Below are 12,276 nucleotides of genomic sequence, written 5' to 3'. Positions count from 1 at the left end.
CAAGATGTATATATTAGACACTAATGTTTTTATAACCGCGGCAAAAAATTACTATCCACTTGATTTTTGCCCAGGCTTTTGGGAATTTTTAATAACAAAAAGTTTAGATAATAGTATATGTGTAGCACGTAGCATTGTAGATGAAATAACAAGTGGGGTTTCTGATGACGATCCATTAAAACAATGGCTTCATAATAATATAAGCAACATCAAAATAGTTGAAAATAGTAGAGAAATACAAGAGAATTTTGGGCAAATATTGACCGATATTAATACACAAAATTTCCCTAATAGATTTAGTCAAGAAAATATTAACAACTTTGCCAGTGTGGCGGACTCTTGGATAATTTCAACAGCATTAACCCATGGGATGACAATAGTAACCAACGAAACATTGTCTGGGCAAAATTCAACAAAAATAAAAATTCCTAATGTTTGTAACCATTATAATATCCCATATATTACCCCTTTTTCTATGTTGAGAAATTTAGGGATAAATCTCTGTCACCAATAACTAAATTTTTGGCTGTCTTTATTATAGCCTGCCCTCTCTTTGCCTTTTCAGCCAAAGTCGTAAAAATATCTGACGGCGACACGATAGCTGTGCTAAGTGGCAAAGAGCAAACAAAGGTCAGACTATATGGCATTGACGCTCCAGAGAAAAAGCAAGACTACGGACAAAAATCAAAACAATTTTTAGCCAGCCTGATCGCAGGACAAGTGGTAGAAGTAGAGCCAAAAGGCAAAGATAGATATAAACGCACGCTAGGCATTATCCATTTCAAAGGACAAGATATAAACGCTCAAATGGTGCTAAATGGCTACGCTTGGGCTTATGTAAAATACTCAAGAATGTATGTAGATCACGAAAGTGCAGCACGTAAAAACAAGCGAGGGCTTTGGCAGAGTAATGACCCTACCCCGCCATGGCAGTTGAGAAAACGTTAATTTTTACACACTTTTATTTTAAAATTTGCCATAATTACAATGTAATAATTTTTAAAAAGGAGTTGAAAATGAAAAAAGTCTTTCTTTTGGTTCTACTTATATCTTGTTTTGCTATTGGGCGAGATTTTGAAGATTTTGCGCATAAATTAGTAGGTTATACTATTGTTGATATAAAAACAGTCAATGGTAACTTTGAAGGCTGCGATTATGATAGAAAAATAGTTTTTACAGACGGCACTTATGTTACTTGCTTAGACTATGGGTATACATACTCTTATATGCCAGAAGCTATAATCTTTGGCACCAAATATAATGGAACATTTTTATATAAAATGTATATTGATGGCGAGCTATATGATATAAGATAGCACCCATACCATACTAACGCTACTACCCCCCCCCTGACTATTCACACAAATTTATATTTGCTCTCCAGTCTACTTTTTAAAACAACTATTTCTTTTCAAAAAAATAATTATAATTAAATTACATAACTTTAAGTAATATTTTAAATAACATTAAGTTATATTTAATATAACCTTTGGTAATATTCTCTCATCAAAACAAAAGATAGGCTTCAAGCGTAAGCTGACAGAGTGAGCCTCCTGCGAGTTGCAGGTTAATCACGTTTCAATCTGAAGCGGATATAGCGAGCCGAAACGTCGCTATTCGGTATTAGCCCTGATTTAGGATAGTTTTTCACAGGGTTATCAATAAAACGAAAAACACCACTTTTTCTAATAAAAACCTTGCTTGCTTAGGGTAGGCGAAAGTCTGCCAACAATTTTTCATATAAAAATTTTTCCTTTAAAAGTTGCTTTTGCAAGCTAAATTAATTTTTAACATCAGTCGGCGGTGGCGAGCAAGGTTTCTATTAGAAAAAGGAGCTAGAGATGAGAAACAGACAAAAATATTTAAAAGTAACGTTTGACGGATGCACTAGATACTCTACAAGAGAGCCAAATTTTTACACCTACGAGGTTTATTTTGACACATTGGGGCTAGTGCTTTATATCCACAAATATGCGCTTATGCTGTTAGCGGTAAAAGATAAAAAACTAAACCCAGTAAAACTAAGTAAAAAACAACTAGCCAGCTTTAAAGCTGAGTATGTTTATGAGATAGTTTAATGAGCTTAAAAATGAGAAAGATAATTAGATTTTTTCGCATAGTTTTCAGCAATGGCGGCGAGATAAAAAATATCGCCTATTTAAACATCAAAAGGAGTTAAAAATGAGCTTGAGCTATGACTTAGCATGTGCCGAAAACGACGTAGAAAATATAAATTTCGAGCAAGAATACGACGAGCTAATAAGTGATATTTTGGCGGTGTATAACCTCCACCACTACACCTTTAAAAATGCCCTTGGCGAAAACAGCGGCGAAATAGTTGATCTGCTTATCGAGCATTGCAAAGATGATATTTTTGCGTATTCGGCGCTTATTTATGTGTATTGCATTGAAGCAGGATTTAGCAAAGATAGCTTTATGAGCTACACAAATACTTACAAACAAACACTCAAAAAACTACGAGAGGAGGCCCAAAGAGATGCGTTACTCAACACTAAAGAGGCTTGTTGAGTTCTACGGCAAGCCAAATATGACAATAGGCGAGTTTTTAGAAATTGTTAAAAAATTGAGAAATTTTTAACATAAAAGATAAATACGTTAAAAAAGGTTAAAAAATGGATAAGGAAGTGATAGAGCTATTAAATAAGGTGCAAACGGAGTTAAAAGCCCCTAAAACGCAAGAAAATAAGTTTGGCGGGTATAAATACCGCTCTTGCGAGGATATACTAGAGGCGCTAAAAGAGCTTGAGGCAAAGCATAATTTTTGCACGCTACTAAGCGACGAGATAACCATTGTAGCTGACCGCATATACGTAAAAGCTACGGCTAAATTTGTGTGTGACAAGGGCGAAATAAGTGTAAGCGCCTATGCAAGAGAGCCTTTGACAAAAAAAGGTATGGACGAAGCGCAAATAACTGGCGCTACATCAAGCTACGCTAGAAAATACGCGCTAAACGGCTTATTTGCGATTGATGACACAAAAGACGCCGACGCTACAAATACACATGCAGACGAGCCAAAAATCGAGCAAAAAGGCAAAAGTGCATATATGACGCCAGAACAATTAAGCGATCTAACGCAACTTTGCGAGGTAACAAACTCAGATATAGAGAAGCTAACGGCATATTATAAGGTTAAATCTTTTTCGCAAGTGCCTTACAATAAGGCTAAAGCGGCGCTACTAGCTAAGCTTGAAAAGATAAAAGCCGAAAGCAAGAAAACGGCGTAAATTTTGTATAATCTAGCTTTTAAAGGAGACATTATGGCGGAAGTTAAAGCATTATCAAAAAATAGCATTAGAACTGCTGGCGATAAGCTTCGAGAAAATACCCAGACAAGAGATGACCTAAATATTATCTCTACGTTTAGAGCCAATCATGTGCCGATAATGACCACACTAGTAAATACTATCTCTAAAAAAATGCCAAAGCCTTTATTTATCGCTAGGCGTCTTAAAAGGCTAAGCTCAATAAGGGGCAAGCTAAGAAGAAGTGGAAATCAGACTAAGCTTGATAGAATGCAAGATATTGCAGGTGTTAGGGCGGTTTTTAAGACCAACGCAGAAGTTTTTGACTTTTTAAAAAATATTAAAAAAGTTTATACTAGTAAAAGATGCGTGTTAAAAATAAAAGACAAAGAATTTGACTATATTAACGAGCCTAAGGCTGATGGATACCGCAGCTATCATTTAGTTTTTGAGTACCAAGGTAGTATTGAGGGGATAGTTGGCTATAAAGTTGAACTACAGCTTAGAACTCTTTTACATCACTACTGGGCTACCGCGGTTGAGATATTAGCGCTAAAAAGCTCTACCAACATTAAGGCTGGCTATGGCGACGAGCATTTTAAACGCTTCTTTTGGCTTTGCGGCGAAATTTTAAACAACGAGCCAAAAAGCGAATACGTAAAAGAGATAAAAGAACTTGACGCACAGCATAATATCTTAGCTTTACTGGCGGGGCTTAATGTAGTAGCCGACAAGTTGAAAGACGATAAACGAGATACTCTATACCTTATCTCTCTTGATTACAATTCAAGGCTACTAAAAATTATCCCATTTTTGCAAAGCGGGCTTAATCAAGCTAAAGATATGTACCAAGCACTAGAGACGGACGAAAATAAAGAAAGTGTTTTAGTAAGTGTAGATAGTATAAATAAGCTACGTAAAGCATACCCAAACTACTTTTTGGACGCTAAAAATTTTATAAAAGAGGTAGAGGATAGGTTAAAATGATTTTATTTAAAACATGTATCAAAAATAAGGACTTATAATGGCAGAAGAAAAAGAAATGAGTGTTTTTGAAAAACTAAGCAATGAGCTATCCTTAGGGAATAGCGACAATATGTCTATATTGGAAAAGTATCAAGATGAAATATTTGAAGTAGATATTCATTTGTGGGGAGTTTTAGTAACTCTTCTCCATTCGCGAGAAAGCCTTGTTGATATTGATAAGAGTTGGGTGCCAGATAATGATGACAGTAAGGAAGTCATAAAAAACGCCTGCCAAATTTTAGGCTACTCTTTTAAAACGCTAGCCGAAAAAATAGGAGTAGCTGAGAGTAGTTTAAGATCCGCCTCATCGACAGGTAAAGTAACACAGCAAGTAATTAATTCGATTAAAATGCTATATGAGATAGAGTGCCTGCGGGATGAATTGTCAGATTATCAATCTTTGAGAGATGCAATACGAAAGGCTATCCAACAATAGGTATGGGGATAACCCCACCCCTTTTATTTTTTGTAATTAACAATATATAAAATCTATTTCTTTATTAAATTACATAAAAATCTCTTGACTTATTTTGTAAAATACAATATTATTTCATCAATAATTTGCAAATTACAAAAATCAAAAGGTTTTTATCATGGAACTTACAAATTTTTCTTTTAATACAGATGTTATACAAGTTTTTGACGAGCAAGGTCAATATGTTAGTGTAAAAAATCTATGCAAAAATATTGGAATAGATTTTAAAACACAATATGAGAAAATTTTAGGCGATGAAAGTTTTTGCTCAAAATCTTTTAAAATTGAAACAAATGGCGGTGTTCAAGTTGCCTTATGTATTCCAGTTGAAAAGATTAACGGTTGGCTATTTTCAATCAACCCAAACAAGGTAAGCCCTAAAATAAAATCAAAATTACTTATCTATAAAAATGAGTGCTTTAAGGTTTTGTTTGACTATTTTAATGCAACTAAATTTAGCCACTATGTAAATAGAATTGCCGACCTTAACGCCGTCTTGATCGACAACGCAAAACGCCACAAAAGAGAGATAAACGGCTACAAAAGCCAGCTAAAACAGCATAATGACAAGATAGTTGTTCTAAAGCACGAGCTAGAAAAGGCGAGTAACCCACGCCCAAGCGATCCTATATATGCACAGATAAAGGCAGAGCGTGACTACTACAAAGAGAGATACAAAAAGCTTTCGCAAAGCAAAGACGAAACGATCATATTAAATTTAGCAAAGATACAAAAAGAGTTAGAAAAAAGCTATACAGCCATAGGTGCAGTTATGGCGTATGCTGACGGAGACGATTATTTTGTAAAAAACAATAAATAAAGGAGCAAGTAATGTTTATTAGTATCGAGCAAAACACGCCTGAATGGCTAGAGTACCGCAGGAGTAAATTTAACGCTAGTGAGGCTGGCGACGTTATGGGCGTGGGCTTTAATAAGCCCTATGTATTAGCCCAGATCAAGAAAGGGCAAAAAGCCGTTTTTGAAAATCAAGCTATGAAAAATGGCAAAAACTACGAGCCTGATCTTAGAGCATGGATAAACAAAACAATGCACTATGATTTTTTACCAGCCGTAATGCAAAGCGACAAGGACACAAGATTTTCTGCAAGCCTTGATGGGCTAGATATTATGGCGGACGTGATCTGCGAGATAAAATTTAGTGATGCCGAATATAAACAAGTAAAAGAGTGCGGAGTGCCTAGTAAAAAATACTACTATCAAGTCCAACACCAACTATATGTGAGTGAAGCTAAAAAGTGCATCTTTGCCGTCGGACACCTAAATGATGACTTTGAGCTAGAGGCAGTCACTTGTGAGATTTTGCCAAACAAAAAGGCGATCAATGAGCTAAAAAATGCTTGGAACACTTTTGAAAAGGAGTATTTGCAAGATGATGAGGCAAACAATGAGTGGCTTGAGCTTGCAAGCGAACTAAGCGAGCTAAACGCACAAAAAAGTGAGCTAGAGGCAAAGATAGCCGAACTAAAAACCAAAGCTATCGAAAAAGCGGACGGCAGGGAGCAGGCGCACTTTGGGCTAAGCGTATATAAGATCAACCGCAAAGCGCAACCTGATTATAAGAGCTACTGCGAGTTTATGGGCTACGACGTGCCAAGCGAGTTTATCCGCCCTGAAAGCTCAAGCTGGGCGGTTAGAATGTGAAAATTAGAAACGAGTTTAGCCGTTTTATGCACGGCGTCGTTTTAAAAGAGCTTTGGGCGTTGCGTTATTTAGAGATTAGAGAACTCCGCGTAGCTATACGCCCATTTTATTTGGCGTTTGATACCCTAAAACAAGTATTAAAACGCCTTGATACCGACTACCCAAAGGATAAAGAGGGCAAGCCCCTAAGCTATACACAACTAAACAATGAGGAAGTTTTAAGCCATATTGCCTTTATTGAGCGCCTTATGAGCGAAAACCACCACGAAGCAAACTACCTAAAAGAGATGAAATAGCCCAACTGTCAAATTTTATTTGACAGTTGAAAAACACGACTACATAAAGGATAAAACAATGAACAAAATAATAATGATAGGACACTTAGCTCGTGATATAGAGCTAAGATATACACAAAGCCAAATGGCGATAGGCAAAACTGCCATTGCTGTAACTAGAAAATACACACTAAACGGCGAAAAAAGAGAGGAAACTTGCTTTATAGACATAACGTTTTTCGGCAAACAAGCGGAAATAGCCAATCAATATCTCGGCAAAGGCTCAAAGCTAGCCGTTGAAGGATATTTGAAGTTTGAGCAATGGCAAGACAATAACGGACAAAATCGCTCAAAACACTCTATCGCCGTTGAGAGCATGGAAATGCTTGGCGACGCAAAACAAAACAATCAAGGCTATCAGCAAGGCGGCTATTTAAATCAGCGCCCACAGCAAAAACAGCCTCAACGCCAGCAATATAGCGAGCCACAATATCCTGAATATGATAGCGATGAGATAGACGACGGCACTAACGAAATACCATTTTAATTGTTTGACGGTTGTTTGATAGTTGGCTTAGTATAAACTTAATACAGCCATGCAAAAGCCAATTTTTAGGGCTTTTTGCTGGTTAATTTTGTTTGACGAGTAAAAATATTAAAAGGAAAAGAAAATAATGTTTTTGGGAATATCTGAAAAAATTAGGCGAAAAACAAGAAAGAATTTTAGTGATCTACTCAAAAATCATCGTGGTATGAGCGAATACTCTATTGACGACTTGACGGATATGATAGGTAGAAATGAAGCTATTTATTATGGGTTAGCAGAATTTGAGAAGATTGAAAAAGACGGCAAGGAATTTTACACTTGCGACTTGCTGGGCCGAAATTTGTTCGGCGAAAAGTATCTTTTTGAGCGCCAAGACGATTGCCTGGTGTGGCAAAGAGGCGGGATGTGTGAGTGTAGTTATTACGGGTATATCGCCTATGAGCGCAAAGACGGGCAATGGGTGGTTTTTGAATTTGATTATTCTGTCTAGTGGTATCATACCCCAAGCTTAGGCAAAAGGCTAAAAAGATGAACGACGAGCAGGGTGCTTTTATGGGTGCGGTGATCGACCCAAGATATGGCAGGGTAAATACCTATGACGTTGAGATTTTAAAACAACTATTTAACATCAATGGACTAAAGGCAGTGTGATGACTTACGGCGAAAAGATTGTAAGAGAAAAAGAAAAAATGCAAATGAAAAATGGCGTTTTTGTGATATGTGGGCGACTACCATCTCGTATGAGCTTTAATAAAGCGATGAAATACTACTGCGAAAAACTAGATCGCTATTGGCTTAGTAAAATCGAGCTAAGTCCAAGCTCTAAATTTTCAAAGCAAGACGTGCTACAAATACTCAAAGGCAAAAATCTAAATGGAGTGAGCGATGACAACAGCTGAGCTAAAAGACGCAGCCATTTTTGTAATGGCGTATAGCTTTTTGCAAATGGATAGCACTGAGAAGCTAGGATTATTTATAAACAAAAAAGCGAGCAAATTTATCAATGAGTTGATCGAGGCGATGGCGCCGATAGTCGGACACTATCACGCGTTTAAAAGGCGGATAGAAACTCAAATAAACGCTTTGGATAACAAGGCGAGCATTACCAAGCAAAACTTTAGCACAACCGCCCCACAATTAGCGTGTGATCTGCTTTATTTGCGCTTAGCACCAAACGAACGCAAGGGGCAAAGGCTGGCTCCGATACTGGCTGATTTTTATGCGTGCAATAAAGAGAAAATCGCCTACATATCGAACAAGAGTTGCGATACAAAATACCGCAAAGAGGCAGAGGATAGCCAAACGCTGGCTTATTTTTATATTGAGAATATTTGAAAGGGTATATGATGATGACACTGGAAGAAAAGATAAAGATAATTACCGCTTACCATAACAAAGAGATAGTAGAACGTCTTTATGAGTATGATGGAGTAGAAGCGTGGCGACCAGTAGGTGTAGATGCTTGGAACTTTGAATTAGAGCAGTATCGTATTAAGCCTGCTCCTACACCTGAGTTTAAGATAGGAGATAAGTTAGTTGATAAAAGATCAGAGGGAAAAGAGAGCCCTATGAGGTTGGAGCTAACGAGCATTACAGATGGAATAGCTCTGCTTGATGATTGCTGGGATGTCTCAATAAAAGAACTACATAAGTACTATACCTATGTTGATGATGTTCTATGGTATTTTGAGACATACGACGCTTCAGCACAGACGTGGAGAATGATAACAGACAGAAGATTTGCTCTTTCTGAGGCTAGCGATAGGTTTAAGTATGAGTGTGAGCATGACACTTTGAGACCTTTGTATGCTCTAGGTTTTGCACTAAGTAAGAAACAATAAGGAGAATAAGATGACACTAGAAGAGAAACTAGAAGTTATTAAGGCTTATGCAGAGGGTAAGCCCATAGAATACTTTAGTAAATTCCATAATAACTGGTTTGATAAAATACATAATATATGGGATTTAGAAGAGGGTAGATATAGAATAAAGCCTAAAGAAACTGCACCTAAGTTTAAGGTAGGAGATGTCCTTGTTTTCATAGGGGATGTAAATACAGCAGGTATTACTACCTATGAGATTACGGAGGTTAAGCAAGGGTATTACTTGTTTAATAACACAAGCAGGCGTCCCATAGAAGAAGTTGAGAAAGAGTATATATCAGAAAGAGATGTCTTATGGTTCTTTGAGATATATGACTTTATCTCTAAGGAGGTTCATTTATACCCTACTAGGATTACTATGAGCGATATAAACAAGGAGCTTGCATCATATAATGATGTACTTATGTGGAAGCCAGTGTATAGCTTTGGATTTAAGCTAAAGGAGAACTCGTGGAACTAACAATAAACGTAGAAGACTATATCTCTGAGAGTGATATTAAAGATATATGCGAACAGAGTGTAAAAGACTATGTAATGAAACAGCTAAGTAGCTTCAAGAGTATAAGTGACTTTATCTCTGAAGCTGTTTATGGCTCAGTATCAGGAGAGTTTCTAAAGGTAATCTTTCAAGAGAACCCTGAAGCAGTTGATAAAGCTCTTCACACACTAAGAAAGTTGGTTAATGATATGGAGTTTGTATCTAGTCACTCGCTGTTTGGGTGGCAGATTGAGCCTACATCTTTTGATAGATGTTACTACCCAGCTACCTATGAAAGAGCTTCATATATCAACAACCTAGTTAAAGAGCTACTAAAAGAGAACGAGGAAGCCATCAGGGATAGAATTAAGGAGGTGGCATTTTCTAGGGTAGAAGCCTCAACTCTGAAAGGAATTAATGAAGATAACTTAGACCTTAGCTATATGATTTTGGATGCTCTTAGAAAAGGCTTAAGGAAGGAGAACTAATGAGACCAAGATATAGAGTTTGGGATAAAGAAGAAAAGAGAATGATATATGACGCAGAGCACACTTATGATAACTATCCTGTTAATATATCGTCTTTTGGAGTAATACTAGATTTACCCAACTTTTATGATGTTATGCAAGATACTGGCTTAAAAGACAAAGACGGCAAAAGAATTTACGCAGGTGATATTCTCACTTGGGGTAATAATGTAATTGCTGAAGTTTATTGGGCTGATGATTTAGCAATGTTTAGGTGCATCGTGGAAGGTACGGAAGAGTTTGACCTTTTTGCTTTTAACCAAGAAGCTTCTATTATTGGCAATATCCACGAGAATAAGGAGCTTTTAGATGAGTAGCCCAGAAAAAGATAAACATTTAGCAGCCCTTGCAAGCCTAGAGGCATTTTGCGAGGCACACAATAAAAATATAAATTTGGTTGAGCAAATACAAGCTCTTTTATTTAAGTGTGATGTCCGCTATTTACGGCACGCATTGCGAGATTTGAAAGATTATATTAAGGATAAAAAATGAACCAAAGGCTATTAAACCAAAAAGAGGCTACGGAGTTTTTGGGTTATTCTAAAAACAGCAACATTTTAGCCCTTATGCGTATGCCAAAAAACAAAAATAAGTATGAATTTGTCCCCAGATACATCGAGATGAACGGCGTTATCCGCTATCCGCTTGATTGGTTAGAGGCTGATTTGGCAAAATTTAAAACCGCAAAGCTCAAATAAAAAATTATCCCACCATTGCAAAACGCGAAGTTGCTCACTCGTGTTAAAATCCCTAAAATAAGCCTTATCCACGTCACTGCCTACCGTGTGAAGCAATATCTCATCTATCACTCTTTTTTCAAACATCGCTTTGTTGCCCTCATTTGCGCGGATCGCAAAGGTAGCAAAAGTAGCGCGAAAGCCGTGTGCGTGAAGGTCGTTTATGCCGATACTTTTTAGCGTCTTTAAAAGCACAGCATCGCAAAAGGCTTGACCGCTAACACGTGAGTTAAAAGGGGATTTAAAGACTGCCTTGCCGTTATCATTAATAGCACGCTGAAAATTTAAAATTTCTATCGCTTGCTTTGATAGCGGCAGTCTCACATTTAGTCCAGTCTTGTTTTGCTCTTCGTAAAAGTAGATAAGCCCTTTTTGCAAATCTACCCTATCCCACGTAAGCTCTCTTATTTGGTGGGGTCGCTGTGCGGTTAAAAGGTTAAAGAAAAACATATTTTTAACCACTTGGTTTATCCTTGCTTTATGGACGCAGGTGATTATCTCTTTTAACCTAAGCTCGCTTGTTATACCCTTTCTATGCTCAACCTTTTTATTTACAAAAATATCTCTTTTGTCCTCTATTATTTCAAGCAAAAAGCTAATATCCTTTACAAAACCATTTCCCCTAGCAAATTTAAAAACATATCTTAGCGTTGTTAAAATTTTCTTTGAACTCTCCAAGCTCACACCCTTAGTCGCATCCAAAATATCCTGCTTTGTTATCTCACTGATATTTTTGCTACCAAGTGGCTTTAAAATGTGCTTATTTACCCTATTTATCTGCTTACGACGTTTCTGTCTTGTCTTTTCGTCATCAATGTGCGGTATCTTTATGTCTAGCCACTCATAAAAGCACTCGCCAAGGGCTTTGCTCTTTACTACTAAGCCAAGCTTTTCTTTTCGCATGCTCTTTGCCATATCCCTTGCTTCTGCTAAGCTTATATCCTCATACCGCCCTATCGTTATGTAGCCACTTTTTGTGCGCATCTTATAAATTTTAGTGCCATTGTCAAAACAAGCAAGGTAAAGCGAGCAAGTGCTATCAATGGAGTGATTTTTAAGCTTTTTGCCATCGTGGGTTAGTTTTTTTACCTGCGAGATGTTTAAAATTTTAGGCATGTTTATCCCTTGGTTATACATTTTGTTATACACTTTGATTGTAAATAAGTATAAATATTTATAAATTAATATAAATTGAAAAATGCTTTTTAGAAGCTAAATTTAGGACTTCTATAAATAAAAATAAATGAGTATAAATTGATATAAAAAGTAGGAGTGGTGGCCCCGAATGACGCCAAAAAAATCTTTATATAGCCCTATAAATAAATACTTTAGATTTTTTAGTTATACATTTTTTTATACATTTTTGGTTTTAAACACGCTTTTTATTTTACAAAAAATTA

General features: G+C 36.7%; 22 protein-coding genes. 21 read left to right on the top strand and 1 reads right to left on the bottom strand.

Going from position 1 to position 12,276, the window contains the following annotated elements:
- Positions 1–4 precede the first annotated feature (4 nt).
- The 21 genes from CYP77_RS09495 (at position 5) to CYP77_RS09395 (ending at position 10,837) form a co-directional block, all read left to right on the top strand.
- Positions 5–514 (top strand): DUF4411 family protein, encoded by a 510-nt coding sequence (locus CYP77_RS09495; RefSeq protein WP_103567440.1) that lies wholly within the window; start codon positions 5–7, stop codon positions 512–514.
- Between the two features lie 8 nt (positions 515–522).
- A complete protein-coding gene (locus CYP77_RS09490; protein WP_258032400.1) occupies positions 523–948 on the top strand; it encodes a thermonuclease family protein in 426 nt (141 codons plus the stop codon).
- A gap of 68 nt (positions 949–1,016) precedes the next feature.
- Positions 1,017–1,316 (top strand): hypothetical protein, encoded by a 300-nt coding sequence (locus CYP77_RS09485; RefSeq protein ID WP_103567441.1) that lies wholly within the window; start codon positions 1,017–1,019, stop codon positions 1,314–1,316.
- 525 nt (positions 1,317–1,841) lie between these two features.
- Positions 1,842–2,078 (top strand): hypothetical protein, encoded by a 237-nt coding sequence (locus CYP77_RS09480; RefSeq protein WP_103567442.1) that lies wholly within the window; start codon positions 1,842–1,844, stop codon positions 2,076–2,078.
- A gap of 103 nt (positions 2,079–2,181) precedes the next feature.
- The gene (locus CYP77_RS09475; RefSeq protein WP_103567443.1) at positions 2,182–2,529 is read left to right on the top strand and encodes a hypothetical protein; all 348 of its coding nucleotides are present in this window, start codon (positions 2,182–2,184) and stop codon (positions 2,527–2,529) included.
- A gap of 104 nt (positions 2,530–2,633) precedes the next feature.
- Positions 2,634–3,248 carry an ERF family protein gene (locus CYP77_RS09470; RefSeq protein ID WP_181001449.1) on the top strand — a complete coding sequence of 205 codons (615 nt, stop codon included), beginning with the start codon at positions 2,634–2,636 and terminating at the stop codon, positions 3,246–3,248.
- Positions 3,249–3,281: 33 nt separating this feature from the next.
- Positions 3,282–4,253 carry a RelA/SpoT domain-containing protein gene (locus CYP77_RS09465; RefSeq protein ID WP_103567444.1) on the top strand — a complete coding sequence of 324 codons (972 nt, stop codon included), beginning with the start codon at positions 3,282–3,284 and terminating at the stop codon, positions 4,251–4,253.
- Between the two features lie 37 nt (positions 4,254–4,290).
- Positions 4,291–4,728, top strand: coding sequence for a hypothetical protein (locus CYP77_RS09460; RefSeq protein ID WP_103567445.1), 438 nt, complete (start codon positions 4,291–4,293; stop codon positions 4,726–4,728).
- A 157-nt stretch (positions 4,729–4,885) separates the two neighbouring features.
- The gene (locus CYP77_RS09455; protein ID WP_103567446.1) at positions 4,886–5,587 is read left to right on the top strand and encodes a phage antirepressor N-terminal domain-containing protein; all 702 of its coding nucleotides are present in this window, start codon (positions 4,886–4,888) and stop codon (positions 5,585–5,587) included.
- An 11-nt stretch (positions 5,588–5,598) separates the two neighbouring features.
- The gene (locus CYP77_RS09450; RefSeq protein ID WP_103567447.1) at positions 5,599–6,429 is read left to right on the top strand and encodes a lambda-exonuclease family protein; all 831 of its coding nucleotides are present in this window, start codon (positions 5,599–5,601) and stop codon (positions 6,427–6,429) included.
- Positions 6,426–6,725: a hypothetical protein gene (locus CYP77_RS09445; protein WP_103567448.1), complete on the top strand. Its 300-nt coding sequence runs from the start codon at positions 6,426–6,428 to the stop codon at positions 6,723–6,725. Before CYP77_RS09450 ends, CYP77_RS09445 begins: the two co-directional genes overlap by 4 nt.
- A 58-nt stretch (positions 6,726–6,783) precedes the next feature.
- On the top strand, positions 6,784–7,251 hold the full coding sequence (gene ssb / locus CYP77_RS09440) for a single-stranded DNA-binding protein (protein ID WP_103567449.1): 468 nt from the start codon (positions 6,784–6,786) through the stop codon (positions 7,249–7,251).
- Positions 7,252–7,378: 127 nt separating this feature from the next.
- A complete protein-coding gene (locus tag CYP77_RS09435) occupies positions 7,379–7,741 on the top strand; it encodes a hypothetical protein (protein WP_103567450.1) in 363 nt (120 codons plus the stop codon).
- Positions 7,742–7,779: 38 nt separating this feature from the next.
- On the top strand, positions 7,780–7,902 hold the full coding sequence (locus CYP77_RS10260) for a hypothetical protein (RefSeq protein WP_258032401.1): 123 nt from the start codon (positions 7,780–7,782) through the stop codon (positions 7,900–7,902).
- Positions 7,902–8,150 carry a hypothetical protein gene (locus CYP77_RS09430; RefSeq protein ID WP_103567451.1) on the top strand — a complete coding sequence of 83 codons (249 nt, stop codon included), beginning with the start codon at positions 7,902–7,904 and terminating at the stop codon, positions 8,148–8,150. Before CYP77_RS10260 ends, CYP77_RS09430 begins: the two co-directional genes overlap by 1 nt.
- Entirely contained in the window at positions 8,137–8,586 is a 450-nt protein-coding gene (locus CYP77_RS09425) for a hypothetical protein (RefSeq protein WP_103567452.1), read from the top strand. The genes CYP77_RS09430 and CYP77_RS09425 overlap by 14 nt, the downstream gene beginning before the upstream one ends.
- A gap of 11 nt (positions 8,587–8,597) precedes the next feature.
- Positions 8,598–9,092 (top strand): hypothetical protein, encoded by a 495-nt coding sequence (locus CYP77_RS09420; RefSeq protein WP_103567453.1) that lies wholly within the window; start codon positions 8,598–8,600, stop codon positions 9,090–9,092.
- Between the two features lie 10 nt (positions 9,093–9,102).
- A complete protein-coding gene (locus CYP77_RS09415; RefSeq protein WP_103567454.1) occupies positions 9,103–9,594 on the top strand; it encodes a hypothetical protein in 492 nt (163 codons plus the stop codon).
- Positions 9,585–10,100 (top strand): hypothetical protein, encoded by a 516-nt coding sequence (locus CYP77_RS09410; RefSeq protein WP_103567455.1) that lies wholly within the window; start codon positions 9,585–9,587, stop codon positions 10,098–10,100. The genes CYP77_RS09415 and CYP77_RS09410 overlap by 10 nt, the downstream gene beginning before the upstream one ends.
- Positions 10,100–10,456 carry a YopX family protein gene (locus CYP77_RS09405; RefSeq protein WP_103567456.1) on the top strand — a complete coding sequence of 119 codons (357 nt, stop codon included), beginning with the start codon at positions 10,100–10,102 and terminating at the stop codon, positions 10,454–10,456. Before CYP77_RS09410 ends, CYP77_RS09405 begins: the two co-directional genes overlap by 1 nt.
- Before the next feature lie 171 nt (positions 10,457–10,627).
- Entirely contained in the window at positions 10,628–10,837 is a 210-nt protein-coding gene (locus tag CYP77_RS09395) for a hypothetical protein (RefSeq protein WP_103567458.1), read from the top strand.
- Here the strand turns inward: CYP77_RS09395 and CYP77_RS09390 are convergent.
- On the bottom strand, positions 10,793–11,992 hold the full coding sequence (locus CYP77_RS09390; protein ID WP_181001450.1) for a tyrosine-type recombinase/integrase: 1,200 nt from the start codon (positions 11,990–11,992) through the stop codon (positions 10,793–10,795). The genes CYP77_RS09395 and CYP77_RS09390 overlap by 45 nt on opposite strands.
- Positions 11,993–12,276: the final 284 nt, after the last annotated feature.

Origin of the sequence: Campylobacter concisus (assembly GCF_002913865.1) — a bacterium.
GTDB lineage: Bacteria > Campylobacterota > Campylobacteria > Campylobacterales > Campylobacteraceae > Campylobacter_A > Campylobacter_A concisus_AM.
This window is presented reverse-complemented; position numbering and strand designations above follow the sequence as displayed.

Excerpts from the sequence above, each read along its gene's own strand:
- CYP77_RS09495 (WP_103567440.1), top strand. The coding sequence starts at position 5 with ATGTATATATTAGACACTAATGTTTTTATAACCGCGGCAAAAAATTAC.
- CYP77_RS09485 (WP_103567441.1), top strand. The coding sequence starts at position 1,017 with ATGAAAAAAGTCTTTCTTTTGGTTCTACTTATATCTTGTTTTGCTATT.
- CYP77_RS09480 (WP_103567442.1), top strand. The coding sequence starts at position 1,842 with ATGAGAAACAGACAAAAATATTTAAAAGTAACGTTTGACGGATGCACT.
- CYP77_RS09475 (WP_103567443.1), top strand. The coding sequence starts at position 2,182 with ATGAGCTTGAGCTATGACTTAGCATGTGCCGAAAACGACGTAGAAAAT.
- CYP77_RS09470 (WP_181001449.1), top strand. The coding sequence starts at position 2,634 with ATGGATAAGGAAGTGATAGAGCTATTAAATAAGGTGCAAACGGAGTTA.
- CYP77_RS09465 (WP_103567444.1), top strand. The coding sequence starts at position 3,282 with ATGGCGGAAGTTAAAGCATTATCAAAAAATAGCATTAGAACTGCTGGC.
- CYP77_RS09460 (WP_103567445.1), top strand. The coding sequence starts at position 4,291 with ATGGCAGAAGAAAAAGAAATGAGTGTTTTTGAAAAACTAAGCAATGAG.
- CYP77_RS09455 (WP_103567446.1), top strand. The coding sequence starts at position 4,886 with ATGGAACTTACAAATTTTTCTTTTAATACAGATGTTATACAAGTTTTT.
- CYP77_RS09450 (WP_103567447.1), top strand. The coding sequence starts at position 5,599 with ATGTTTATTAGTATCGAGCAAAACACGCCTGAATGGCTAGAGTACCGC.
- ssb (WP_103567449.1), top strand. The coding sequence starts at position 6,784 with ATGAACAAAATAATAATGATAGGACACTTAGCTCGTGATATAGAGCTA.
- CYP77_RS09435 (WP_103567450.1), top strand. The coding sequence starts at position 7,379 with ATGTTTTTGGGAATATCTGAAAAAATTAGGCGAAAAACAAGAAAGAAT.
- CYP77_RS10260 (WP_258032401.1), top strand. The coding sequence starts at position 7,780 with ATGAACGACGAGCAGGGTGCTTTTATGGGTGCGGTGATCGACCCAAGA.
- CYP77_RS09430 (WP_103567451.1), top strand. The coding sequence starts at position 7,902 with ATGACTTACGGCGAAAAGATTGTAAGAGAAAAAGAAAAAATGCAAATG.
- CYP77_RS09425 (WP_103567452.1), top strand. The coding sequence starts at position 8,137 with ATGACAACAGCTGAGCTAAAAGACGCAGCCATTTTTGTAATGGCGTAT.
- CYP77_RS09420 (WP_103567453.1), top strand. The coding sequence starts at position 8,598 with ATGATGACACTGGAAGAAAAGATAAAGATAATTACCGCTTACCATAAC.
- CYP77_RS09415 (WP_103567454.1), top strand. The coding sequence starts at position 9,103 with ATGACACTAGAAGAGAAACTAGAAGTTATTAAGGCTTATGCAGAGGGT.
- CYP77_RS09405 (WP_103567456.1), top strand. The coding sequence starts at position 10,100 with ATGAGACCAAGATATAGAGTTTGGGATAAAGAAGAAAAGAGAATGATA.
- CYP77_RS09395 (WP_103567458.1), top strand. The coding sequence starts at position 10,628 with ATGAACCAAAGGCTATTAAACCAAAAAGAGGCTACGGAGTTTTTGGGT.
- CYP77_RS09390 (WP_181001450.1), bottom strand. The coding sequence starts at position 11,992 with ATGCCTAAAATTTTAAACATCTCGCAGGTAAAAAAACTAACCCACGAT.